18 protein-coding genes and 2 tRNA genes are annotated in these 24,512 nt (G+C 58.3%); 8 read left to right on the top strand and 12 right to left on the bottom strand.

Annotated elements, in window-relative coordinates:
• The first annotated feature begins 129 nt into the window (after positions 1 to 129).
• Complete coding sequence (pncB, locus tag ACQR3R_RS27960; protein WP_428277499.1) at positions 130 to 1,365, top strand: nicotinate phosphoribosyltransferase; 1,236 nt, start codon at positions 130 to 132, stop codon at positions 1,363 to 1,365.
• Between the two features lie 4 nt (positions 1,366 to 1,369).
• On the top strand, positions 1,370 to 2,197 hold the full coding sequence (gene nadE / locus ACQR3R_RS27965; protein WP_428277501.1) for an ammonia-dependent NAD(+) synthetase: 828 nt from the start codon (positions 1,370 to 1,372) through the stop codon (positions 2,195 to 2,197).
• Positions 2,198 to 2,361: 164 nt separating this feature from the next.
• On the opposite strand, the gene azu is transcribed toward nadE, so the two are convergent.
• Positions 2,362 to 2,808, bottom strand: coding sequence for an azurin (azu, locus tag ACQR3R_RS27970; protein ID WP_428277503.1), 447 nt, complete (start codon positions 2,806 to 2,808; stop codon positions 2,362 to 2,364).
• A 343-nt stretch (positions 2,809 to 3,151) separates the two neighbouring features.
• Here azu and ACQR3R_RS27975 point away from each other — a divergent pair, with 343 nt between their 5' ends.
• Both ACQR3R_RS27975 and ACQR3R_RS27980 read left to right on the top strand, forming a co-directional pair.
• A complete protein-coding gene (locus ACQR3R_RS27975) occupies positions 3,152 to 3,739 on the top strand; it encodes a cytokinin riboside 5'-monophosphate phosphoribohydrolase (protein WP_428277505.1) in 588 nt (195 codons plus the stop codon).
• A 68-nt stretch (positions 3,740 to 3,807) separates the two neighbouring features.
• A complete protein-coding gene (locus ACQR3R_RS27980) occupies positions 3,808 to 3,999 on the top strand; it encodes a hypothetical protein (protein ID WP_428277507.1) in 192 nt (63 codons plus the stop codon).
• A 216-nt stretch (positions 4,000 to 4,215) separates the two neighbouring features.
• On the opposite strand, the gene ACQR3R_RS27985 is transcribed toward ACQR3R_RS27980, so the two are convergent.
• The 11 genes from ACQR3R_RS27985 to rnr form a co-directional block, all read right to left on the bottom strand.
• Complete coding sequence (locus ACQR3R_RS27985; RefSeq protein ID WP_428277509.1) at positions 4,216 to 5,106, bottom strand: transglutaminase N-terminal domain-containing protein; 891 nt, start codon at positions 5,104 to 5,106, stop codon at positions 4,216 to 4,218.
• Entirely contained in the window at positions 5,106 to 7,592 is a 2,487-nt protein-coding gene (locus ACQR3R_RS27990) for a circularly permuted type 2 ATP-grasp protein (protein WP_428277511.1), read from the bottom strand. Before ACQR3R_RS27990 ends, ACQR3R_RS27985 begins: the two co-directional genes overlap by 1 nt.
• Positions 7,593 to 7,680: 88 nt before the next feature.
• The gene (locus tag ACQR3R_RS27995; RefSeq protein ID WP_428277513.1) at positions 7,681 to 10,956 is read right to left on the bottom strand and encodes a transglutaminase family protein; all 3,276 of its coding nucleotides are present in this window, start codon (positions 10,954 to 10,956) and stop codon (positions 7,681 to 7,683) included.
• Between the two features lie 341 nt (positions 10,957 to 11,297).
• Entirely contained in the window at positions 11,298 to 13,604 is a 2,307-nt protein-coding gene (locus ACQR3R_RS28000; protein ID WP_428277515.1) for a YgiQ family radical SAM protein, read from the bottom strand.
• 125 nt (positions 13,605 to 13,729) lie between these two features.
• The gene (gene dnaB / locus ACQR3R_RS28005) at positions 13,730 to 15,124 is read right to left on the bottom strand and encodes a replicative DNA helicase (protein ID WP_428277517.1); all 1,395 of its coding nucleotides are present in this window, start codon (positions 15,122 to 15,124) and stop codon (positions 13,730 to 13,732) included.
• Between the two features lie 134 nt (positions 15,125 to 15,258).
• Entirely contained in the window at positions 15,259 to 15,705 is a 447-nt protein-coding gene (gene rplI / locus ACQR3R_RS28010) for a 50S ribosomal protein L9 (RefSeq protein WP_003197251.1), read from the bottom strand.
• Positions 15,706 to 15,724: 19 nt separating this feature from the next.
• On the bottom strand, positions 15,725 to 16,618 hold the full coding sequence (locus ACQR3R_RS28015) for a hypothetical protein (protein ID WP_428277519.1): 894 nt from the start codon (positions 16,616 to 16,618) through the stop codon (positions 15,725 to 15,727).
• A gap of 36 nt (positions 16,619 to 16,654) precedes the next feature.
• On the bottom strand, positions 16,655 to 16,885 hold the full coding sequence (gene rpsR / locus ACQR3R_RS28020) for a 30S ribosomal protein S18 (RefSeq protein ID WP_002551829.1): 231 nt from the start codon (positions 16,883 to 16,885) through the stop codon (positions 16,655 to 16,657).
• 28 nt (positions 16,886 to 16,913) lie between these two features.
• The gene (gene rpsF / locus ACQR3R_RS28025) at positions 16,914 to 17,336 is read right to left on the bottom strand and encodes a 30S ribosomal protein S6 (protein ID WP_003217491.1); all 423 of its coding nucleotides are present in this window, start codon (positions 17,334 to 17,336) and stop codon (positions 16,914 to 16,916) included.
• A 315-nt stretch (positions 17,337 to 17,651) separates the two neighbouring features.
• Positions 17,652 to 18,419, bottom strand: a complete 768-nt coding sequence (gene rlmB / locus ACQR3R_RS28030) for a 23S rRNA (guanosine(2251)-2'-O)-methyltransferase RlmB (RefSeq protein WP_428277523.1) — start codon at positions 18,417 to 18,419, stop codon at positions 17,652 to 17,654.
• On the bottom strand, positions 18,416 to 21,046 hold the full coding sequence (rnr, locus tag ACQR3R_RS28035) for a ribonuclease R (protein WP_428277525.1): 2,631 nt from the start codon (positions 21,044 to 21,046) through the stop codon (positions 18,416 to 18,418). Before rnr ends, rlmB begins: the two co-directional genes overlap by 4 nt.
• Before the next feature lie 225 nt (positions 21,047 to 21,271).
• On the opposite strand from rnr, the gene ACQR3R_RS28040 reads away from it, so the two are divergent.
• From ACQR3R_RS28040 to ACQR3R_RS28055, 4 genes are all read left to right on the top strand, one after another.
• Positions 21,272 to 21,358 (top strand) — tRNA-Leu (locus tag ACQR3R_RS28040).
• 164 nt (positions 21,359 to 21,522) lie between these two features.
• A tRNA-Leu gene (locus ACQR3R_RS28045) sits at positions 21,523 to 21,609 on the top strand.
• A 305-nt stretch (positions 21,610 to 21,914) separates the two neighbouring features.
• Positions 21,915 to 22,925, top strand: coding sequence for an extracellular solute-binding protein (locus ACQR3R_RS28050; protein WP_428277527.1), 1,011 nt, complete (start codon positions 21,915 to 21,917; stop codon positions 22,923 to 22,925).
• Positions 22,925 to 24,490: an ABC transporter permease subunit gene (locus ACQR3R_RS28055; RefSeq protein WP_428277529.1), complete on the top strand. Its 1,566-nt coding sequence runs from the start codon at positions 22,925 to 22,927 to the stop codon at positions 24,488 to 24,490. The genes ACQR3R_RS28050 and ACQR3R_RS28055 overlap by 1 nt, the downstream gene beginning before the upstream one ends.
• Positions 24,491 to 24,512 lie beyond the last annotated feature (22 nt).

The following is a 24,512-nucleotide window of genomic DNA, read 5'->3' on the forward strand; positions in this document are numbered from 1 at the left end:
CCCACAAGGATCTGTGCGGTCTAAAAAATCGCTGGCAATAACCGCCACGGATATGCGCCACTAGCCCCAATCATTGAAACAGCTGAAACGTTGCGACCACGGGTCGCGGCCAGCCTGGAGAAACCCGTTATGAGCGAGAGTGTGTTTGCCGATCGCATCGTGCAGAACCTGCTCGACACCGACTTCTACAAACTGACGATGATGCAGGCGGTGCTGCACAACTACCCCAACGTTGAAGTCGAATGGGAGTTTCGTTGCCGTAACAGTGAGGACCTGCGCCCGTACCTGGCGGAGATCCGTTATCAGATCGAGCGCCTCGCAGAATTGAGCCTGAGCGCCGATCAGTTGAGCTTCATGGAGCGCATCAGCTTCATGAAACCGGACTTCCTGCGCTTTCTAGGGCTGTTTCGATTCAACCTGCGCTACGTACACACCGGTATCGAAAACGGTGAACTGTATATCCGTCTGCGTGGCCCCTGGCTGCACGTGATTCTGTTCGAAGTGCCGTTGCTGTCCATCGTCAGCGAAGTACGTAACCGTTATCGCTACCGGGAAATAGTGCTGGAGCAGGCCCGCGAACAGCTCTATCGCAAGTTCGACTGGTTGACTGCGAATGCCAGCAGCGAAGAATTATCCGAATTGCAGGTAGCCGATTTCGGCACCCGCCGTCGGTTTTCTTACCGCGTGCAGGAAGAAGTCGTCAGCGTACTCAAACACGACTTCCCGGGGCGTTTCGTCGGCACCAGCAACGTGCATCTCTCGCGGGAACTGGACATGAAACCCCTCGGCACCATGGCCCACGAGTGGATCATGGCGCACCAGCAACTCGGCCCGAGATTGATCGACAGCCAGATTGCCGCCCTCGATTGCTGGGTCCGCGAATACCGCGGCCTGCTGGGGATTGCACTCACCGACTGCATCACCACGGACGCCTTCCTGTCCGATTTCGACCTGTACTTTGCCAAGCTCTTCGATGGCCTGCGCCATGACTCCGGCGATCCGATCATCTGGGCGGAAAAGGCGATTGCCCATTACCACGAGTTGGGTATCGACCCAATGAGCAAGACGCTGGTGTTCTCCGACAGCCTGACGCTGCCCAAGTCGCTGGAGATATTCCGGGCGTTGCGCGGGCGGATCAATGTCAGCTTTGGCATCGGCACCAACCTGACGTGCGATATTCCAGGTGTCGAACCCATGAGCATCGTGCTTAAAATGACAGCCTGCAACGGCCAGCCGGTGGCAAAGATCTCCGACGAGCCAGGCAAGACTCACTGTAAAGACCCGAATTTCGTCGCCTACTTGCGACACGTATTCAAAGTACCTGCCGCCATTTCCAGCCTATCTGGCACATCTAGCAAGGAGTGAATTCATGCAAGCCGTACAGCGTGAGATTGCTGAGCAGCTCAAGGTTCAACCCCCGTTCGCCAACGACGCCGCGCTTGAAGCTGAAGTCGCCCGGCGGGTCAGTTTCATTCAGGATTGCCTGGTCAATTCCGGGCTCAAGACATTGGTGCTGGGCATCAGCGGCGGTGTCGACTCCCTGACCGCCGGCCTGCTGGCCCAACGCGCCATGCGTGAATTGCGCGTGCGCACCGGCGACAACAGTTACAAGTTCATCGCTGTGCGCCTGCCGTACGAAACCCAGTTCGATGAACACGACGCCCAGGCGTCGGTGGATTTCATCGCACCCGATGAGCGCCACACAGTCAACATCGGCCCAGCGGTCAAATCCCTGGCCAATGAAGTTGCAGCCTTCGAAGGCAAGCACGCGGTCTCGGTGGACTTCGTCCTGGGTAACACCAAGGCACGGATGCGCATGGTCGCCCAGTACACCATTGCCGGTGCGGCGCATGGACTGGTGATCGGAACCGATCATGCGGCAGAAGCGGTGATGGGTTTCTTCACCAAGTTTGGTGACGGCGCTTGTGACCTCGCGCCCCTGAGTGGCCTGGTGAAAAATCAGGTACGCAACATTGCGCGCAGCTTCGGGGCCCCAGAATCACTGGTCGAGAAAATCCCGACGGCCGACCTTGAAGACCTGTCGCCCGGCAAACCGGACGAAGCGTCACATGGCGTGACCTACGCCGAGATTGACGCGTTCCTGCATGGCCAACCGGTGCGCGAGGAAGCGTTCAAGATTATTTGCGACACTTACAGAAAGACCCATCACAAACGCGTGATGCCGTTCGCACCATAAGTAAGCCGGCGTCTGGACTGACGCCATCGCTAGCAGGCTAGCTCCCACAAGCACAGCGCAGTACCTGTCGGAGCTAGCCTGCTAGCGATGAACGATGACGCGGTCAAACGTCAGGCACAAAAAAAGCGTCCGAAGTGGACGCTTTTTTTATGCGCGTGATTCGCTTACTTCAGCGTAACCGTGCCTTTCATCATCGAAATGTGGCCTGGGAACGAGCAGAAGAAACCATAGTCCTCGCCAGCAGCCAGCTTCGACACGTCAAAGGTCACCGAGTCTTTTTCGCCAGCCCCAATGATTTTGGTGTGGGCAATGACGCGTGCATCACCGTCCGGCAGGTAATTTTTATCGATGCCGGCCGCCATGCCCGCCGTTGCGATTGGCTGCATGTCGGCAGTTTTGCTCAACACCCAGTTATGGCCCATCACGTTTTTCGGCAGGCTGCCGGAGTGGGTCAGCTCAACGGTAAAGGTTTTGCAGCTCTTGTCGATTTCAATGGCCTTGCTGTTGAAAGACATCTGGTCGGTGGAGTCGATGGTGGTCTTGCACTCAGCAGCCATCAATTGGCTGCTGGCCAGTGTCAACAGGGATACCGCAACAAGTTTGGCAAACATGGTGAATCTCCAAGGCAGGGTTAACGAAGTGCGAATGGACAGAAGACTGCCTGAAATCTTCGCAAGTTCCTATGACTTGAGTCAAAAATTGTATACAACTTTAGCGCTATGGCTCTCATTCAAACAAACTAACAGCCAAAGCGTCTGGGTCGGGCCTATTCTCGGGGCCTCATCACTTACCCGGAGCGCCTGACATGTCTTGGAACAGCCTTTTAAACAGCTTGCTGGCCGCCTATGCCTGCGGAGCCAGCGGTACTTACGAAAAACCTGAACGCGACGTTTAAAACTTGGAACGACGCCAGCCTGCCTTTACTCTGTGGTGCTGAAAATCAGGGAGTGAAGCATGCCTCTAAAGTCCGTTTGTGTATTTTGCGGTGCCAGCACCGGCACCCACCCGGCTTATCGTGAAGCCGCCGTGGCCCTCGGCCGAGCACTCGCTGAGCGCCAGTTGACCCTGGTGTATGGCGGCGGCGCCGTGGGCCTGATGGGCGTCGTCGCCGACGCCGCGCTCGAAGCGGGTGGCGAAGTCATTGGCATCATCCCGCAAAGCCTTAAAGACAAGGAAATCGGCCACAGTGGTCTCACGCGCCTGGAAGTGGTCGACGGCATGCACGCGCGTAAAGCACGAATGGCCGAGCTCAGCGACGCTTTCATCGCGCTCCCGGGCGGTTTGGGTACGCTTGAGGAACTGTTCGAAGTGTGGACCTGGGGCCAATTGGGCTACCACGGCAAACCACTCGGTTTGCTCGAAGTAAACGGTTTCTATAGCCAATTGACCGGTTTTCTTGATCATATCGTCGGCGAAGGCTTCGTTCGCGAACCGCACCGTGACATGCTGCAAGTGAGCGAATCGCCGCAAACCCTGCTCGATGCACTGGACGCCTGGCAACCTTCGGTACCGCCAAAATGGGCCGAAGAAAAACCCAGCTAACGGCTCGGCACCGATACAGGGCAGAATATGCGCCGCTCAACCTCACCTTCGACCCCAGAGGATCGCCCATGGCTAAACCTAATTATTCCTTCGCCAAACGTCAGAGAGACTTGGCCAAGGAGCAGAAGAAAGAGGAAAAGCTTCAGCGCAAGAAAGCTACAGCTGAAGAAGAAGCAGCAGCACTGAACCCGGAAGCAGAAGGTGAAGTGGCAGCAGACAGTGATGTAGAAGCACCGAAAGATCAGGCGCCCGACGCCTGAGACCCTCAGGGCCGGATGATCTGATCAGGCCCACCGGATCTGTGTCCAGGGTCAGCATAACCTTTGCTGACCCTCACAGGCCGATCTGAAATACCCCCGAAAAAACGCATATCCCCTGTGGGAGCGAGCCTGCTCGCGAAGCCGGCGGCACATCTAAAATTCCTGTAACTGTCAGATCGCTTTCGCGATCAGGCTCGCTCCCACATTTGATTTTTGTTACTCCAGTGGCATCACGGTGACTCGAACTTCCGGGTCATGATTGCCGCCTCCCAGAATTACCCCTCGCAACGGCGACACGTCGGAAAAATCACGGCCCCAGGCCAACGTGATGTGTTCGAGCGCCGGTTGCACGTTGTTCGTCGGATCAAAATCCACCCAGCCCAATACCGGGCAAAACACTGAAACCCACGCATGCGATGCATCGGCGCCGATGAGACGTGGCTGGCCGGGCGGTGGCTGCGTCAGCAAATAGCCGCTGATGTATCGCGCCGCCAGGCCACGGGATCGCACGCAAGCGAGCATCAAGTGAGCGAAATCCTGGCAAACACCGCGCCGACGCTCCAGCACTTCGACCAGTGGCGTGGCCACTTGAGTGGCTTCGGCATCGAAGGTGAATTCGCTGACAATTTTCTGCATCAGCGCTTGCACGCCCGATAACAGGGGCCGACCCGGTGCGAAGCAGCTTTCAGAGAACTCGACGAAGTTGCGCTTCAAGTGCACATAAGGCGATTCAAACCGATATCGGCAGGCTTCCAGCAGCTCGGCCGAAAGCGGCTGACCGCTGTAAGTCAGTGCATTGCGAGTAGCTTCCCAGGCCGGCGACCGATTGAAGTCCAGCAGCGGCCGGGCCAGCACCTCAACGGTCAGGCTGGCATTGACCAACAGTTCATCGTGCGGACGTTCAAATGCCAGGCGCGTCAGCGGATTACCGAACACGTCCAGTTCATCGCGTCGCGACGTCGGCGATGGGCTGATCTGTAATTGCTGCGCAGTACAGCGCTGCCACGCACAAGGCCGTGGCCACAGGTGCGCCAGTTGTTGCGCCAGGGAAACGGGGCTGTCGTAATGATAATGAGTATCGTGAAAAATCTGATAGTGGGCGCTCATCAGACGGACACCGTGCGCTGGCTCACGTCATCGACATGCGCAAAATGGCGCAGCGCCAGACGATCCGACACCGATCCGCTGGCATCGGCAATCTCTTGTAGCAAATCGGCCAACCCCTCGATGGCGGCGTGAACACTGGCTTCACCGAACAGCGAGTTTTCCAGGCAGCCCAGATCAAACTGCGCCAAACGCTCAACCAACCGCGGCAGACCCGTTTCACGCGGGGCGCCGAAGTCGTCATTCAGGCGTTTCAAGGTCCGGGTCACCAATTTCAACTGAAACAACACCGCGTGCGGGTTCTGCTCGTCGAGCAGCAGCAGGTCGAGTACCGGCAGCAATTGCGCTACCGCCAGATAGCGTGAGCGGTAGGTGATGCTGCTGTTGCCCAACTCCAGCAGCCATTCGAGTCCGGCCTGATCGAAAGCACCGGCGCCGCGCAGGAACGCCGCCAGGCTGGCGCTAAGAAACTGCAGCCGCTCGATTCGGCGACCGATCATCAGGAAGCGCCAGCCTTCATCACGGGTCATGTCGTCCAGGGCAAAACCGGACAGCGCCGCCAACGACATCACCAACCGGTTGAGAAAATCCAGCAACTCACCGAAATCCGGCTCTTGGGTTTCAAGTTCAATGGCCTCGCGTTGCAACTCGACCAACGCTTGCCAGTTTTCCCGCGACAGCTTGCCGCGAACCTGGGACGCCGCCCACTGCAGACGCTGCAGGTTGGAGCGCAGGCTGAACGGCCAGTCATCGCCGAGCAATGCCGCCAACAAACGCTCAGGCAACTCGCCTTCGTCCGGTAGCAAATTCAATCGCTCACCCAGATCGACCGCAGCCTGCAAGGCCTGCGGGTCGTCACCGTCGATATAGCGCGCCAGCATGATGCGCAGCAATCGCGCGCTGTCATCGCAACGTTCGCAATAGCGGCCGAACCAAAACAGGTTTTCCACTACGCGCGACGGCAGATACGGGTCACGACGCACCAGGTCGTGGACCCCAATCGGGCGCTGGGTTTGCCATTGTTCACCGCTCGGCGCCCGATCGCCCAACACCCAGGTGTCCTTGCTCGCGCCACCGCGTTGCATCGACACCACTTCGGCATCGGCCTCGGCGGCGACCCGGGTCAAACCGCCCGGCAACACTCGGTAACCATCACGGCTGGCCACCGCGTACACGCGCATACCAATGGCGCGTGGTTGCAATTGTCCATCTTCAGCCTGCCAGATGGGGGCTTGGGACAACTGCGCTAATTCTTGCGCAACGTAAGCATAAGGGCGTGCCTGCATGCGCTCAGCCAAGTGTTTGCGCTGTTTTTCATTCAGGTCACGGCCAAACACCGGAGCAAAGCTCTGCGAGGGAAACGCCGGTTTGATCAGCAGCTCGGGGAGTTTCTCCAACGCTTGAGCCAGTACGGGCGCCTCGCCGCACCACCAGGTTGCGATCGACGGCAGCAACAGTTCCTCGCCAAACAGGAATTGATTGATTCTGGGCAAGAAGCCCAACAGCCCCGGTGATTCCAGCACCCCACTGCCGAGCGCGTTGGCGACCAGCACCCGACCACGTCGCACGGCCTCCAGCAGCCCGGGCACGCCGAGGGCCGAGTCCGTGCGCAGCTCCAGCGGATCGCAGAAATCGTCGTCCAGTCGCCGCATGATGGCGTGGACCCGGCGTAGCCCGCTGAGGGTTTTCAGGTACACCGTTGCATCGCGCACGGTCAGGTCGCCACCCTCCACCAGCGGATAACCCAGCTGTCGCGCCAGATAAAGATGTTCGAAATAACTTTCGTTAAAACGACCTGGCGTCAACAACACCACCAACGGTGCTTCATCACCGCTGGGCGCTTGACGGGCCAGGGTTTCCTGCAAAGTGCGGAAGAAGCCCGCCAGGTGCTGCACCTTCAAATCACGGTACAACTCAGGGAAAGCCCGGGACACAATCGTGCGATTTTCCAGCGCGTAACCGGCACCGGAGGGCGCTTGAGTCCGGTCCGCCGTCACCCACCAGCGACCGTCGGGTGAACGCGCCAGGTCTACCGCATACAGGTGCAGAAACGCCCCATCGGGCGGCATTATGCCTTGGCAAGGCCAGAGGAAATTGTTGTGTCCGAATACCAGCTCGGCAGGCAGCAGGCCTTCAGCAATCAATCGTTGTGGGCCGTACAAGTCCGCGAGCACGGCGTTCAGCAGGCGTGCCCGCTGCGCGATCCCGGCCGCCAACTGCTGCCATTCATCGGCCGGTATCACGTGCGGCAGCAGGTCCAGCTCCCACGGCCGATCTGCACCTTTGGGGTCGGCGTAGACGTTGTAGGTCACACCGTTTTCCTGAATCTGCCGACTCAGCAGCGCCTGACGCTGCACCCGTTGTGCTGGCGTGCTGCGTTGCAGTTGATCGAGCAGACGACGCCAGTGCGGGCGCACGGCGCCGTTGGGGTCGAGCAGTTCGTGGTAAGTGCCCGCCGTCAGCGGGTATCGGTCAAGCAGGTCAGGCATGGAGAGCTCGGCAGACAGCAAAGAACGGTCAGACTAACGCAGGCTTGTGACGCCCGGATAGACGAAAAACCCGGGCGTCGCGTACGGTTCAGAAACGTCGTAAATCGAGGGTCATTGGCAATTCGTCATTAATTTGCAGCAGTGGCACGGGCAGTTTTCCCGGACTGTGGCCGATGCGGAAGAAACGCGCCATTCGCCGACTCTCGGCCTCATTGGCGTTCACCGGCAAGCTGTCGTAGTTACGCCCGCCAGGGTGCGCAACGTGATACTGACAACCACCCACCGAGCGTTGCATCCAGGTGTCGAGCAAATCAAATACTAACGGCGCGTGGACCGGGATGGTCGGCTGCAGGCAGTTAGCCGGTTGCCAGGCACGGAACCGCACCCCGGCAACAAACTCGCCGACTCGCCCGGTGGGCTGCAGCGGCACCGGAATGCCATTGCACGTCAGCAGATAACGCTGTGGCGGCAAGCCAGAGAGTTTGACCTGCAACCGCTCCAGTGATGAATCGACGTAACGCACCGTGCCGCCAACCGCCCCCTCTTCGCCCAGCACATGCCAAGGCTCCAGGGCCTGACGCAACTCCAGCTCGATACCACTGACGGCGTAATCGCCAACCTTGGGAAAACGGAATTCCAGGTGTGCAGCGAACCACTCCGCCCGCAACGCATAACCGGCAGCATTCAAATCGACGATGACGTCGGCGAAATCCTGCTCGATAAAATGCGGCAACAAAAAACGGTCGTGCAATTCAGTGCCCCAACGCGCCAGTTTCGGCGGCGCATAGGGTTCACGCCAGAAACGCGCAACCAATGCCCGCAACAACAACTGCTGGGCCAGGCTCATGCGCGCATGCGGCGGCATTTCAAAGGCGCGCAGTTCCAGCAAGCCGAGACGCCCCGTCGCGCCATCCGGCGAATACAGTTTGTCGATACAAAATTCGGCGCGATGCGTGTTGCCGGTGACATCGATCAGCAAGTTGCGCAGCAAGCGGTCAACCAGCCATGGCGCGCACTCCTCGCCTGGCTCGGGCATTTGGGCAAAAGCGATTTCCAGTTCGTACAACGCGTCGTTGCGCGCTTCGTCGACACGGGGTGCCTGGGACGTCGGGCCGATGAACAATCCTGAAAACAGGTAGGACAAGGACGGATGGTTATGCCAATAGCTGATCAGGCTGCGCAGCAAGTCCGGGCGACGCAGAAACGGCGAGTCTGCCGGTGTCGCGCCCCCCAGCACAAAATGGTTACCGCCGCCGGTACCGGTGTGTCGGCCGTCGATCATGAATTTTTCAGTGGTCAGTCGAGTTTGGCGTGCTTCTTCGTACAAAAACTCAGTGCGTTCGACCAGCTCGTCCCATGTCGCGCTGGGCTGTACGTTGACTTCGATCACGCCCGGGTCCGGGGTGATACGGAAATTGCTCAGGCGCGGATCGCTCGGCGGCTCGTAACCCTCCAGCAATACCCGGCAATGCAACTCTTGAGCAGTGGCCTCGATGGCCGTGACCAGTTCCAGGTAATCCTCGAGGCGCTCAAGCGGCGGCATGAACACGTACAACCGCCCCTCTCGAGCCTCGGCGCAGAATGCGGTGCGGGTCAGCCAGTCCGCTGATTCGTCTATCTTCGGCTCACGCTCTAGCGCTTGCGCCGATGCGCCGGGACTGTTCAATTGAACAGTGTCCGGCAGCGGCGAAAATGCCTGGTTCGGATCATTGGGATGGATGAACGGGTACTCCGCAGCCTTGACCCAAGGCTGTGAGCCAAGCGGCAAGCGATAACCCAGCGGAGAATCCCCCGGCACCAACCGGCAATGTTCATCGCGCAAATACCAGCGACCGCTTTGCCATTGATCGCCCTTGGCGGTGCGCGCTAATGGCAGCACCTGGCCGATGACTTTATCCAGGCCCTGGCTGAAAACCTTGCGCAGACGTGCACGTTCCAGCGGCTCTTCAAGACGCGAATCTTCAGCGCTGACGTTCAGTGGCAGCGTGCCCTCACGCCACAGGTAATAGAAATTGTCTTCGTAAGCCGGAAACACAAACCGCGCAGGAATTTTCAGACGCTCAGCGACACTGGCCAGAAAGCGCCCGGCCAATTCGCCATCGGCGCCGTAATCTTCCTGCTCATCGGCGATCAGCGCGCTGTTGTGCCAGATCGGTACACCGTCGCGGCGCCAGTAACAGTTCAACGACCAGCGCGGCAGTTGCTCACCCGGATACCATTTGCCCTGACCGAAATGCACCAGGCCTTTGGGCGCGTAGTGCTTGCACATGCGCTGGAACAATTCGGCAGACAAGCGACGCTTGTCCGGCCCCAGCGCTGCGGTGTTCCACTCCTCGCCATCCGGGTCGTCAATGGAAACGAACGTCGGCTCGCCACCCATGGTCAGGCGCACGTCGCCTTCCAGCAGATCAGCATCAATTTGCCGACCCAGCGCCTGAATCGCCAGCCATTGCTCTTCGGTGTAGGGCTTTGTAACCCTGGGCGCCTCCCATATCCGTTCGACGGACATTTCGTGGGTGAACTCACATTCGCACGGCTCCACCAAGCCGCTGATCGGCGCCGCAGAGCCCGGATCGGGACTACACGCCAAAGGGATATGTCCTTCACCGGCAAACAGCCCTGAAGTCGCGTCCAGGCCGATCCAGCCAGCACCGGGTAAATAGACCTCGCACCAAGCATGCAAATCAGTGAAATCGACCTCGGTGCCCGATGGCCCATCGAGGCTTTTGACGTCGGCGGTGAGTTGAATCAGGTAGCCGGAAACGAAGCGCGCCGCCAGGCCGAGATTGCGCAGCAACTGCACCAGAAGCCAGGCCGAGTCACGGCAGGAGCCGGACGCGTGTTCGAGCGTGTGTTCGGGAGTTTGCACACCCGGCTCCATGCGGATCAGGTAGCCAATGTCCTCACTCAGCCGCTGATTAAGCGCAACCAGAAAATCCACACTCGGCAGGGGCGTGCGGTCGATGCCATCCAGATAGGCTTGGAACCTTGGCGTCAGGGGCAATGTTTCAAGATAGGGCGCCAGTTCCTTGCGCTCATCAGCGGCGTAAGTGAAAGGAATGTGTTCCGCGTAAGGCTCAAGGAAGAAGTCGAAGGGGTTGAAAACGGCCATCTCGGCCAGCAGATCAACTTCGATGCGCAGTTCATCGGTTTTCTCCGGGAACACCAATCGCGCCAGGTAATTGCCCTGGGGATCCTGTTGCCAGTTGATGAAATGCTGCTCGGGCGAGACTTTCAACGCATAGGAAAGTATCCGCGTACGACTGTGGGCGGCCGGACGCAGGCGAACAATCTGCGGTCCGAGCTCGACGGCGCGGTCGTAGCGGTAATGCGTGACATGGTGCAATGCGACATGTATCGACACGGCGTGCCTCCTGCGAGCCTAAAGCGTATTGCAAAGCGCGCAAGACTTATGCCATCCAGCAGCGCTGGCGCTTTTTGCAATTGCTTGAGGCAGTACAGCACCAAAATCGCGCAATGCGGGAAATAGGTTGGAGGGGATTGCACGTAAATGTGGCGCAGGAGCATGGCTGATAGCTTTTGTGGCGAGGGAGCTTGCTCCCGCTGGGGCGCGCAGCGGCCCTGAAAGTAGACGATTGCTTCGCAGCCGAACGGGAGCAAGCTCCCTCGCCACAATGATTACTCGCCCCTTGGAACGCAAAACGCCAACCCGAAGGTTGGCGTTCTGTTTAGAGCAAGCGAGGCTTAGCGCGGCACGACTGGCTTGCGCGTAGGCTTGGGACCCTTGCCTTTGGCCGCGTCCTTGCGATCCTTGGCGGCTTGCTGGTTGCGGGCAAATGCCGCAGCCTTGGCCTGCTCACGCTTGTCCCACGGATTACCGCCATCGCTGGCGCGAGGTGGCAAACCGGTGTGTTGCGTCAGGATCTTGGTGGTCTTCTCACCCGCGACCTTATGGCTGCCGGCTGGCGTCGAGTTCTTGCGACGCGCGCTCTGGTAGCTGTCGGTTGCTGGCTGGTGCAACGGAATCAACTGGGTCTTGCCCGGCCCAATGAGGTCGGCACGGCCCATACGAGTCAGCGCTTCACGCAGCATCGGCCAGCCTTTCGGGTCGTGATACCGCAAGAACGCCTTGTGCAGACGGCGCTGCTCCTCGCTCTTGACGATGGTCACGCCGTCACTTTTGTAAGTGACCTTGCGCAGCGGGTTCTTGCCCGAGTGGTACATCGCGGTGGCGGTCGCCATCGGCGACGGGTAGAACGCCTGCACCTGGTCTGCACGGAAACCGTTGCCCTTGAGCCACAAGGCCAGGTTCATCATGTCTTCATCGGTGGTGCCAGGGTGCGCGGCGATGAAGTAAGGAATCAGGTACTGCTCTTTCCCGGCCTCCTTGGTGTACTTCTCGAACATGCGCTTGAACTTGTCATAGCTGCCAATGCCCGGTTTCATCATCTGATTGAGCGGACCTTCCTCGGTATGTTCCGGGGCGATCTTCAAGTAACCACCGACGTGGTGGGTCACCAGCTCTTTGACGTATTCCGGTGACTCGACCGCAAGGTCATAGCGCAGGCCGGAAGCAATCAGGATTTTCTTCACGCCTGGCAGCGCACGCGCACTGCGGTACAGCTGAATCAGCGACGAGTGGTCGGTATTCAGGTTCGGGCAAATGCCAGGGAACACGCACGAAGGCTTACGGCACGCCGATTCGATTTCCGGGGTCTTGCACGCGATGCGATACATGTTCGCAGTCGGGCCGCCGAGGTCGGAAATAACACCGGTAAAACCTGGCACCTTGTCGCGAATCTCTTCGATTTCACGAATGATCGATTCTTCGGAGCGGTTCTGAATGATCCGGCCTTCGTGCTCGGTAATCGAGCAAAAAGTGCAGCCGCCGAAGCAGCCTCGCATGATGTTCACCGAGAAGCGGATCATGTCGTAAGCAGGGATTTTTTCCTTGCCGTACGCCGGGTGCGGAACACGCGCATAAGGCATGCCGAACACGTAGTCCATTTCTTCGGTGGTCATCGGAATCGGCGGCGGATTGAACCAGACGTCAACTTCGCCATGCTTCTGCACCAACGCACGGGCATTACCCGGGTTGGTTTCCAGGTGCAGCACGCGGTTGGCGTGAGCGTAAAGAACCGAGTCACCGCGAACCTTTTCAACCGACGGCAAACGAATCACGGTCTTGTCGCGGGTCATTTTCGGGCTGGCCAGAATCTGCACGACCTTGGCTTCGCTCGGGTCCTCGACCGGCCCCTTTTCCTGCTCGATAGCGCAGGCCTGGGTGTCTTGGGTGTTGACGTACGGGTTGATGATCTTGTCGACCTTACCCGGACGATCGATACGCGTGGAGTCGACTTCGTACCAGTCTTTTGGCGTGTCGCGACGAATGAACGCGGTGCCGCGCACGTCCGTGATGTCTTCGATCTTGTGGCCATAGGAAAGACGCTGGGCGACTTCGACAATCGCGCGCTCGGCATTGCCGTAAAGCAGGATATCGGCGCAGGCGTCGATCAGGATCGAGTTACGCACCCGATCCTGCCAGTAATCGTAGTGAGCGATGCGGCGCAGCGACGCTTCGATGCCGCCGAGCACGATCGGTACGTTTTTATAGGCTTCCTTGCAGCGCTGGCTGTAAACCAGGCTCGCACGGTCCGGACGTTTACCCGCCATGCCGCCTGGTGTGTAGGCGTCATCGGAACGGATTTTTTTGTCGGCGGTGTAGCGGTTGATCATCGAGTCCATGTTGCCGGCCGCGACACCGAAGAACAGGTTCGGCTCACCTAGCTTCATGAAATCGTCTTTGGACTGCCAGTTTGGCTGGGCAATGATCCCGACGCGAAAGCCTTGCGACTCCAGCAGCCGGCCGATGATCGCCATGCCGAACGACGGATGGTCAACGTAGGCATCACCGGTGACGATGATGATGTCGCAGGAATCCCAGCCAAGTTGATCCATCTCCTCCCTGCTCATGGGCAGGAACGGCGCTGGTCCGAAACACTCGGCCCAGTACTTGGGATAGTCAAATAGCGGCTTGGCTGATTGCATCATGTCGATAACCGGTGTTGGCTTTCATTGAATTTCGCGGGCGCGGAATATAGCACAAAAAATGACCAATTCCGACCGCAATGGTCGGAAATTGCGCGGCCCCTTGTAAGTGCTGCGGTGCGAAAAAGTTACTCGTCGTCGAAGTTGTAGCTGCCCGGCGCGAGGTTTTCGAAACGCGTGTACTTGCCGATAAACGCCAGTCGGGACGTACCGATCGGACCGTTACGCTGCTTGCCGATGATGATTTCGGCAATGCCCTTGTGTTCGGTTTCGGGGTGATAAACCTCATCCCGATACACAAACATGATGACGTCGGCATCCTGCTCGATCGCTCCGGATTCCCGCAAGTCGGAGTTGATCGGGCGTTTGTTCGGACGCTGCTCAAGGGAGCGGTTGAGCTGGGACAGCGCGACGACCGGGCAATTGAATTCCTTGGCCAGGGCCTTCAAGGAACGCGAGATCTCGGAAATCTCGTTGGTACGGTTGTCGCCGCCCGAGCCCGGGATCTGCATCAACTGCAGGTAGTCGATCATGATCAGCGCAACGTCGCCATGCTCACGCACGAGGCGTCGGGTGCGCGCACGCATTTCAGAGGGACTGATGCCGGCCGTGTCATCGATGAACAGCTTGCGGTCGTTAAGCAGGTTGACCGCAGAGGTCAGGCGCGGCCAGTCGTCGTCTTCCAACCGGCCGGCGCGGACCTTGGTCTGGTCGATACGCCCGAGGGAAGACAACATACGCATGATCAGCGATTCGCCTGGCATCTCGAGCGAGTAAACCAGCACGCATTTGTCGCTGCGCAGTACGGCGTTTTCCACCAGGTTCATCGCAAAGGTGGTTTTACCCATCGATGGACGGCCCGCAACGATGATCAAGTCGGAGGGCTGTAAGCCACTCGTCATGCCATCAAGGTCGGTGTAGCCGGTCGACAGACCGGTAATGGCGTTATCCGTGTTGAACAAGGTGTCGATACGGTCGATGGCCTTGGTCAGCAGGTCATTCACACTCACCGGGCCGCCGGTTTTTGGCCGGGCCTCAGCGATCTGAAAAATCTGCCGTTCGGCTTCGTCGAGAATTTCTTCTGCGGTGCGACCTTCCGGATTGAAGGCGCTATCGGCGATTTCGCTAGCGATGCCGATCAGTTGTCGCAACGTTGCCCGCGCGCGAACGATTTGCGCATAGGCCTTGATGTTGGCGACGGACGGTGTGTTTTTCGCCAGCTCGCCGAGGTAACCAAGACCACCGACTTGCGAAGTCTGACCTTCCTTGTCCAATTGCTCGGCAAGGGTCACGACGTCGATCGGGGAGTTTTGGTCCGCGAGTTTAGCGATTGCCCGGAAAATCAGGCGGTGGTCATGCCGATAGAAATCGCCATCGGAGACTTGATCCAACACGCGTTCCCAAGCGTTGTTGTCCAGCATCAAACCACCGAGCACGGCCTGTTCGGCCTCGATGGAATGCGGCGGCACCTTCAGGGACGCAGTTTGCAGATCATATTGCTCGGGAGCGGAAATATCGTTCATGGCCACTTGGTTTATCAGGAAAAGCAGGAATTGTAAGAATCAGGAACTGCAGAAAGACAAAGGGCACGACCTGTAAACAGGATCGTGCCCGATGTTACCGACAAGCACCCGAGGGTGCCAGCCGACAGTGCTGCTTAAGCTGCTACCACGACAACGCGTACGGTGGCTTCAACTTCGGCGTGCAGGTGCACGGCTACGTCGAATTCGCCTACGTTGCGGATAGTGCCGTTCGGCAGACGAACTTCGCTTTTTGCAACTTCAACGCCAGAGGCGGTCAGTGCATCAGCGATGTCGTGAGTACCGATCGAACCGAACAGCTTGCCTTCGTCACCAGCGGTGGCAGTGATAGTCACTTCCAGCTCAGCCAGTTGGGCGGCACGGCTTTCAGCCGAAGTTTTGCGGTCTGCTGCGGCTTTTTCCAGCTCAGCGCGACGCTCTTCGAACGCAGCCAGGTTGGCAGCGGTCGCAGCGGTAGCTTTGCCGTAAGGCAGCAGGTAGTTACGACCGTAACCAGCCTTAACGTTCACTTTGTCACCCAGGTTGCCCAGGTTGGTGACTTTTTCCAGAAGGATCAGTTGCATGTGAAAATCCTCTTAACTTTTAACCTTCACCGTTCGCGTTATCGGCGTCTTTCGACGCGAGACGACCGCGAAAATCAATCAGGCTGTCGACGATGGCCAAGACCACCAGCAACGGATAGATCAGCTGCATGAACAGCAACAGCGTTACGTACAACCCCACCAGCCAGAACCGGCCCAGTCGCTTTTGCGCCACCAGCCCATGAATCAGGGCCAGCCCGGCGAACACCAGCGGTACACTGCACAACGGCGTCAACATGGCCATCTGCGGACCGATGTTCGGCCCCAGAAGCATGAACGCTAGCAGTAACATCGCCAGCCCCAGCGGGAAGCGGATGGCGCGAAACTCGCGACCAAAACCACCCGGGTTGTACAACAACGCCTGCCAGTAGCGCCCGACAATCAGGCTCAGCACACTGACGATTTGCAACAAGGCCGCAATCAGGCCGGTCAGGACCGGTGCGATCAGGGACGCAAAATGCGCTTGCTCGTCTACCGACAACTTCTGGTAGACATCACCGAGTAGCGACGGCATGACTTTTATCAAAGCCTGCGCCAGCATCTCGATTTGGGGACCGAACGCGATCCCCAGCACCACTGAAAACACCACTCCCATCGCTATGCTGACCAGCAGCACGCGGTTCCAGGACTCACTTGCGCGCAAAACCAACGCAAGGCTCCAAGACCCCAACAGCACCAGAAGTGCGCGTGGGTCTTCGGCGTAAAACCACCAGACCAATGCTGGCAGCAGTCCCAGAGCAAGAACGCTCAAGGCGTCCTTCAATCCGCGCCGCAGGAGCACGAAGCACCCAGCGGCAGCACCCAACCAATACAACAGCGGCAATGTCGCGCATCCAGCCACTACAAGAGTGGCTTGCATGCGGCCGCGCATGATGAACTCAGCTAAGGCGCGCATGCATTCAATCCTTTGCTACGTGTCGACTGCCCGGTCTCAGCGGCCGTGGCTGTCGGTGTAGGCCAGCAGGGCCAGGAAGCGGGCGCGCTTGATAGCGGTGGCCAGCTGACGCTGATAACGTGCTTTGGTACCGGTGATACGGCTTGGAACGATTTTGCCGGTCTCGGATACGTAAGCTTTCAGAGTGTTGAGATCTTTGTAATCGATCTCTTTCACGTCTTCAGCGGTGAAGCGGCAGAATTTACGACGACGGAAGAAACGTGCCATGTAATAGGCTCCTCAAAAGGTCCGTGGATTACTCGTCAGCGTTATCGCTGTTGTCGCTGTCATCACTATCAGCGCTTTCAGCGCCTTCGTGCTCAGGACGGTCGCGACGCTCACGGCGCTCACTGCGGTTTTCTTCAGCCTTGAGCATCTCGGATTGGCCAGTAACGGCTTCTTCGCGACGGATGACCAGGTTACGGATCACTGCATCGTTGTAGCGGAAGTTGTCTTCCAGCTCGGCCAGGGCCTTGCCAGTGCACTCAACGTTCAGCATCACGTAGTGAGCCTTGTGAACATTGTTGATTGCGTAGGCCAGTTGACGACGGCCCCAATCTTCCAGACGGTGGATTTTGCCGCCGTCTTCTTCGATCAGCTTGGTGTAACGCTCTACCATGCCGCCGACTTGCTCGCTTTGATCCGGGTGGACCAAAAAGATGATTTCGTAATGACGCATGAATGCTCCTTACGGGTTGTAGCCTGCCGCTAAAAAGCGGTCAGACAAGGAGTGAATGACACTTATGGACTTGCCTGCGATAGACACATGCGTGCCTGCCGTCACAGCAAGGGGCGCAATTGTAGAGAAGGGACAGAAGAGGCGCAAGGCAATTGGTGATTATTTGAACAGTTGAGCGGCACGCAAAATATTCGCCATGCCAAAAACCACTGCGGGAGCAAGCCGGCTCGCGAAGGGACTGAACATTCAACATTGATGCTGAATGCTACTCCACTATCGCGAGCAGGCTTGCTCCCACAGGGCTAACGCAATGACTCAGGACTTCTTGCTGCCCGCAGCCGCTTTGACACTGCGCTGACGCTGAGCTTCAAAAAGGCAAACGCCAGTCGCCACCGACACGTTGAGACTGCTGACGCTGCCGGCCATCGGCAAGTGCACCAGGTAGTCGCACAGGTCGCGGGTAAGGCGGCGCATACCGCTGCCTTCGGCACCCATGATCAAGATAGTCGGGCCAGTCATGTCCTGTTGATACAGGCTCTGCTCAGCCTCGCCTGCCGTACCGACAACCCACAAGCCGCGCTGCTTGAGCTTTTCGAGGGTGCGCGCCAGATTGGTAACGGCCACCAACGGAATCACTTCCGCAGCGCCACAAGCCACTTTACGCACGGTCGGGGTCAGCGTGGCTGACTTGTCCTTAGGCACGATCACTGCCAGCGCACCGGCCGCATCGGCGGAACGCAGGCAAGCGCCAAGGTTGTGCGGATCGGTCACGCCGTCGAGCACCAGCAACAGCGGTGCGCCTTCGGATCGATCAAGCAGCTCGTCGAGCATCGCCTCGCCCCAGACCTGGCTCGGGCTCACGTCCGCCACCACGCCTTGGTGCACGCCATCAACCCAGGCATCGAGTTCACGACGCTCAGCGTTGCCGACAGGCACGCGATTTTCGTTCGCCAGCGCGATCAGCGCCTGCACACGCGGTTCACTGCGCCCTTCAGCCAGCCAGATCTGCTTGACGCGTTTCGGGTGGTGGCGCAGCAACGCTTCTACGGCGTGTACGCCGTAGATCTTTTCCAACTGACTCATGACTTGGCCTTAGGTTTACGCACTCCGCCACTTTTGGCAGCAGGGGCAGTACCCGCTTTTGGCGGGCCTTTACGGTGTTTACTCGGTTTTGCTGGCTTGCCGCCGGGAGCCTTGTCAGGCGCCGACCGTCCGGTCTTTCCCCCAGACGCCGCTTTACCACCGCTTTTCGCTTCAGACAACAACGCCTGTTTCATCTCACGGCTTTTACGCAGCTCAGCGTTTTTCGCCGCTGCATCGCTCGGGCGATAAGCTTCGACCGCTTTTTCCTTGGCTGGACGACGACCGGTTTTCGCCGGCGCGGGCTCTGCCGCTGTTTTCGCAGCGGGCGCGGCGGTTTCGGCGCCACGTTTTTTGCGACCGATCGGTGCGCTGATGGTTTTTTCGGCCATCTCGAAATCAATCTTGCGCTCGTCGAGGTCAACGCGCATCACGCGCACTTCAACGGTGTCGCCAAGACGGAAACTGCGCCCGGTACGCTCACCCGCCAAGCGGTGATGCACAGGATCGAAGTGGTAATAATCGCCCGGCAGCGCGGTGACGTGCACCAGGCCTTCGACGTAGATATCGGTCAGTTCAACGAACAGGCCAAACCCGGTGACAGCTGTGATCACGCCAGGGAACGACTCACCCACACGGTCCTTCATGAACTCGCACTTGAGCCAGTTCACAACGTCGCGAGTGGCTTCATCGGCACGTCGCTCGCTCATTGAGCACTGCTCGCCGAGCTGCTCCAGAGTGGCCTCGTCGTACGGATAAATGCGCGCCTTCGGAATGGTCATCGCGCCTGCACGGCGAACGTGCGGGGTATCCAGTTTCGAATGGATGACGCTGCGAATCGCCCGATGCGTGAGCAAATCCGGGTAACGACGAATTGGCGAAGTGAAATGCGTGTAGGCCTCGTAATTCAAACCGAAGTGGCCTTGGTTATCCGCGCTATACACAGCCTGACTCAACGAACGCAGCATGACGGTCTGGATCAGGTGGAAATCCGGACGATCCTTGATGCTGGCCAGCAGCGCCTGATAATCCTTCGGTGAGGGGCCATCCTTGCCTTTGTGCAGCGACAGGCCAAGTTCGCCGAGGAAGGCGCGCAGTTTTTCCAGGCGCTCCGGGGGCGGGCCATCGTGGACGCGATACAACGCAGGAATTTCATGCTTCTTCAGGAACTCTGCGGTGGCCACGTTGGCCGCCAGCATGCATTCCTCGATCAGTTTGTGCGCATCGTTGCGGGTGGTTGGGCGGATTTCGGCAATCTTGCGCTCGGTACCGAAGATGATTCGGGTTTCTTGCGTCTCGAAATCAATCGCGCCACGCACATGACGGGCCGCCAGCAACACTTTGTACAGCGAGTACAGCTGCTTGAGGTGCGGCACCACGTCGGTGTATTCGCCACGCAGCTTGCGTGCTTCGGTGGCTTTCGGCGTTTCCAGCATCGCGCTGACTTTGTTGTAAGTCAGGCGAGCGTGGGAATGAATGACCGCTTCGTAGAAGCAATAGTCGGTCATCTCGCCGGATTTGGAGATGGTCATCTCGCAGACCATGGCCAGACGATCAACGTGCGGATTCAGCGAGCACAAGCCGTTGGACAGCTGCTCTGGCAACATCGGGATCACGCGCTCGGGGAAATACACCGAGTTGCCGCGCACTTGCGATTCGTTATCCAGCGCAGAGCCGATCTTGACGTAACTGGAGACGTCGGCAATCGCCACGTACAACTTCCAGCCACCGGAGAACAGACGGAGCTTGCCCGGGCGGGCTTCGCAGTAAACGGCGTCATCGAAGTCTCGAGCGTCTTCACCGTCGATGGTCACGAATGGCAGATGGCGCAGGTCGATGCGCTTCTCTTTATCTTTCTCTTCGACTTCCGGCTTGAGCTTGGCAGCTTCTTTCAAGACAGCTTCAGGCCAAACGTGCGGGATATCGTAGGTGCGCAAGGCAACGTCGATTTCCATGCCCGGCGCCATGTAGTTACCCACAACCTCAACCACATCGCCTTGCGGCTGGAAGCGTGGAGTCGGCCAGTGAGTGATCTTCACTTCAACGAATTGACCGACCTGGGCGTTGGCGTTACGGCCAGGCGTGACCAGCACTTCTTGCTGGATCTTCGGATTGTCTGCGACGACGAAACCGATACCGCCCTCTTCGAAGTAACGGCCGACGATGGTCTCGTGAGCGCGCGATACCACTTCGACGATCATGCCTTCACGGCGACCACGACGGTCCAGGCCGGAGACACGAGCCAGAGCACGGTCGCCATCGAACACCAGGCGCATTTGCGCAGGGCTCATGAACAGGTCGTCACTGCCGTCATCCGGCACCAGGAAACCGAAGCCGTCACGGTGACCGCTGATGCGGCCCAGGATCAGGTCAAGCTTATCCACCGGCGCATACGTGCCGCGACGGGTGTAAATCAGTTGAGCATCGCGCTCCATGGCGCGCAGACGGCGACGCAGGGCTTCGATCTGGTCTTCTGTGGTCAGACCAAACTCTTCCACCAGTTGCTCGCGGTTAGCAGGCGAACCTCGATCAGCGAGGTGCTGAAGGATCAGTTCGCGGCTAGGAATAGGGTTTTCATATTTTTCCGCTTCACGAGCGGCCTCGGGATCGAGGGATTGCCAATCGGCCATTAGAGAGTTTTCACCTTGTCTATATGCGGGTTAGTTTGGCATAGGCGTAATGAAACGGGAAATTTCAGGCTGTGACAGCCCATCTAAAGCCCTTAATCGGCACCACAAAGCGTATTTAAATGCCGCTGGTACTATTTTCCAGGTTTTTTTAGTGCCGGGGGTTTACAGTTAAAAAGACGCTCCGTATAGTGCGCGCCATCGACGACGCACACGCATGTCGATATTGCCCAGATGGTGAAATTGGTAGACACGCCAGCTTCAGGTGCTGGTGACCGCAAGGTCGTGGAAGTTCGAGTCTTCTTCTGGGCACCAATTTCGAGCTTGAGATTAGATCAATTTCAAGGCTCACACAAAAACCCGCGAAAGCGGGTTTTTGCATTCAAGCTATCTGATTTATTAAAACCAAATCAGGGGTTTACAGATCAAAAGGCGCTCCGTATAGTGCGCCACATCAACAGCGGCAACGCTGAAGATATGCCCAGATGGTGAAATTGGTAGACACGCCAGCTTCAGGTGCTGGTGACCGCAAGGTCGTGGAAGTTCGAGTCTTCTTCTGGGCACCAATTCAAATTTCAGAGTGGATCTGGAATTCACCAAAAACCCGCGAAAGCGGGTTTTTGCGTTTCTGACCTTCAAAAATTCTTTTGCCCCTATCCAACCGTTGTGGGAGCGCCCTTGCTCGCGAAGGCGGCGCCTCTGCTGACATTGATGTGGCTGACATATTGATTTCGCGCGCAAGTCCCGCTTCCACAGGGGCCGAAACAAACGCGCTAGCAAAGTCTCCCCAGCCCTGCAAGGCGCACTTGAGAACTAATATCGTTTATCATTGTTGCAAGTTTTTGCAATGCGACAGTGAGGAACCCTGCGAATGATGTTTCGAAATACCCTGCGCCGCGGCCTGACCATCACCCTGCTCGGCCTGGCACTCGCCACCCCTCTCACCCAGGCAGCCGATAAAGTTTCCCTGACACTCTATAACGGTCAACACAAGGAAGTCGGCGACGCTGTTGCCAAAGCCTTCGAAGCCAAGACCGGGATTCACGTCAATGTGCGCAAAGGCAGTAGCAATCAGTTAGCCAGCCAGGTCGTCGAAGAAGGTGATCGCTCGCCTGCCGATGTGATTTACACCGAAGAATCGCCACCCCTGAACAAACTTGGCGAACAAGGCATCCTGGCTCCGGCCGATCCTGCCACCTTGGCCGTTTTGCCGAAAGAATATGTGGCCGGCAACGGCACCTGGATCGGCATTACTGCCCGAGTTCGGGTAGTTGCCTACAACCCGAAACTGATCGACGAAAAAGACCTGCCAAAATCGGTGATGGAATTCTCCGACCCCAAATGGCAAGGCAAGGTTGGCTTCGTGCCTACCAGCGGCGCGTTTCAGGAACAAGCCGTGGCGATCATCAAGGTTCACGGCATGGATGCAGCTGAAGAGTGGCTGACCGGCCTTCGTGCGTTCGGCAAAACCTACAGCAACAACATGGTGGCCCTGAAGGCGGTAGAAAATGGTGAAGTCGCAACCGTCCTGGTGAACAACTATTACTGGTTCGCCCTGCAACGCGAGAAAGGCCAACTCGACTCCAAACTGCATTACTTCACTGGCGGCGACGTCGGCGGTTTGATTACGGTTTCCAGCGCTGCGGTATTGAAATCCAGCAAACATCCGAAAGAAGCCCAACAATTGCTCGCCTACATGGCCAGCGAAGAAGGCCAGCGGGTCATTACCCAGACCACTGCCGAATACCCTCTGCACAAAGGCATGCAATCAGATCGCGGCTTGAAACCGTTCAGCGAACTTGAACCTCCGAAAGTGACGCCAGCGGACCTTGGCAACGCCGAAGAAGCGCTGGACCTGGAACGTGACGTTGGCTTGAACTGATGAGCGCACCGTTATCCGCCCCCGCCTCGCGCGGGGGTTACGTGCCACGGCGTAGACGGCCATCCATTTGGCTGTTGCTGCCGGTTTTGCTGCTGGTAATCCTCAGCCTTTTGCCGCTGGCGTATGTCGGGCTCAAGACCTGGCAGGCCGGCTGGGCCGAAGCGCTGCATCTGCTATGGCGGCCCTACGTTTTCGGACTGCTACGCAATACGCTGGCTTTGATGGCGGGCGTAACGCTGGCCTGCGGCGTTATCGGCCTGTCGCTGGCATGGCTGCTGGAGCGCAGCAACCTGCCGGGGCGACGCCTATGGGGCGTGATCCTGTGCCTGCCCTTTGCAGTGCCTGCGTTTGTCAGCAGCTTCACCTGGGTTTCATTGAGTGCCCACTTCGAAGGCTTGGGCGGCGCCATCCTGGTGATGACCTTATCCAAATACCCACTGATATTTCTCCCGGTGGCCGCGACCCTGCGCAATCTTGACCCTGCCCTGGAAGAGTCAGCACGCACGCTGGGGCAAAACCGCTGGGGCGTGTTTTTCCGGGTTACGCTGCCACTGCTCTGGCCTTCATTATTGGCAGGGTCGCTGCTGATTGCACTGCACATGCTGGTGGAGTTCGGCGCACTGTCGATCATCGGCTTGCAGACATTCACCACAGCAATCTATCAACAGTTCGAATTGGAGTTCAGTAACGCGAACGCAGCGATGCTTTCCGCAGTGTTATTGGCGATGTGCCTGGCGCTGTTATGGCTTGAACTGCGTGTTCGCGGCAAAGGTCGACACGTGCGCACCGGACAAGGCGCAGCCCGACAGGCAGAGCAAGTGCGTCTGGGATCATGGATGGTTGCCGGGCAGGTTTATTGCCTGGTGCTGGCAATCGTTGGCAGCGGCATTCCGCTGGGGATGCTGGCGTACTGGCTGGCGGTCGGCTCCTCTGCAGCCTTCCCGGTTGCCGCCATCAGCGAGGCGCTGTTGTCGTCACTGGCACTTTCGCTGGGAGGCGCGGCGCTGTGCCTGGTGCTGGCAGTACCGGTCGGGTTACTGGTGGTGCGCCACAAAGGCCAATTGGCGATCTGGGCCGAACGCCTGCCTTATTTACTGCATGCGCTGCCAGGGCTGGTGATCGCACTGACGCTGGTGTACTTCGCCCTGCACTATGTACCGGCGCTGTATCAGACTTCTGCGCTGCTGTTGATCGCTTATGCGCTGTTGTTCCTGCCGTTGGCACAGGCGCCAATTCGTACGGCACTCAACAAAGCCGCGCCGCAACTGGAAGAAGCGGCCCGCACTCTGGGCGCGTCGTCCTTCAGTGCATTTTGCCGGGTAACGTTGCCCATTATCTTCCCGGCATTGGGCGCAGCATTTGCGCTCGTGTTTCTGGACGCCATGAAGGAACTGACAGCGACGCTGCTGCTAAGCCCTACAGGGCTTAATACCTTGGCGACAGAAGTGTGGGCGCACACCGCGAACGTCGAGTTCGCGGCAGCAGCGCCCTACGCGGCATTGTTGATCGTGGTGTCAGGGTTGCCGGTTTATCTGCTGACGACGCGGATGTATCTGAGCCGCTGAGATTGCTTTCGTCGCAACACCG

The sequence above is a fragment of the Gordonia sp. IEGM753 genome (assembly GCF_050321825.1).
Lineage (GTDB): Bacteria > Pseudomonadota > Gammaproteobacteria > Pseudomonadales > Pseudomonadaceae > Aquipseudomonas.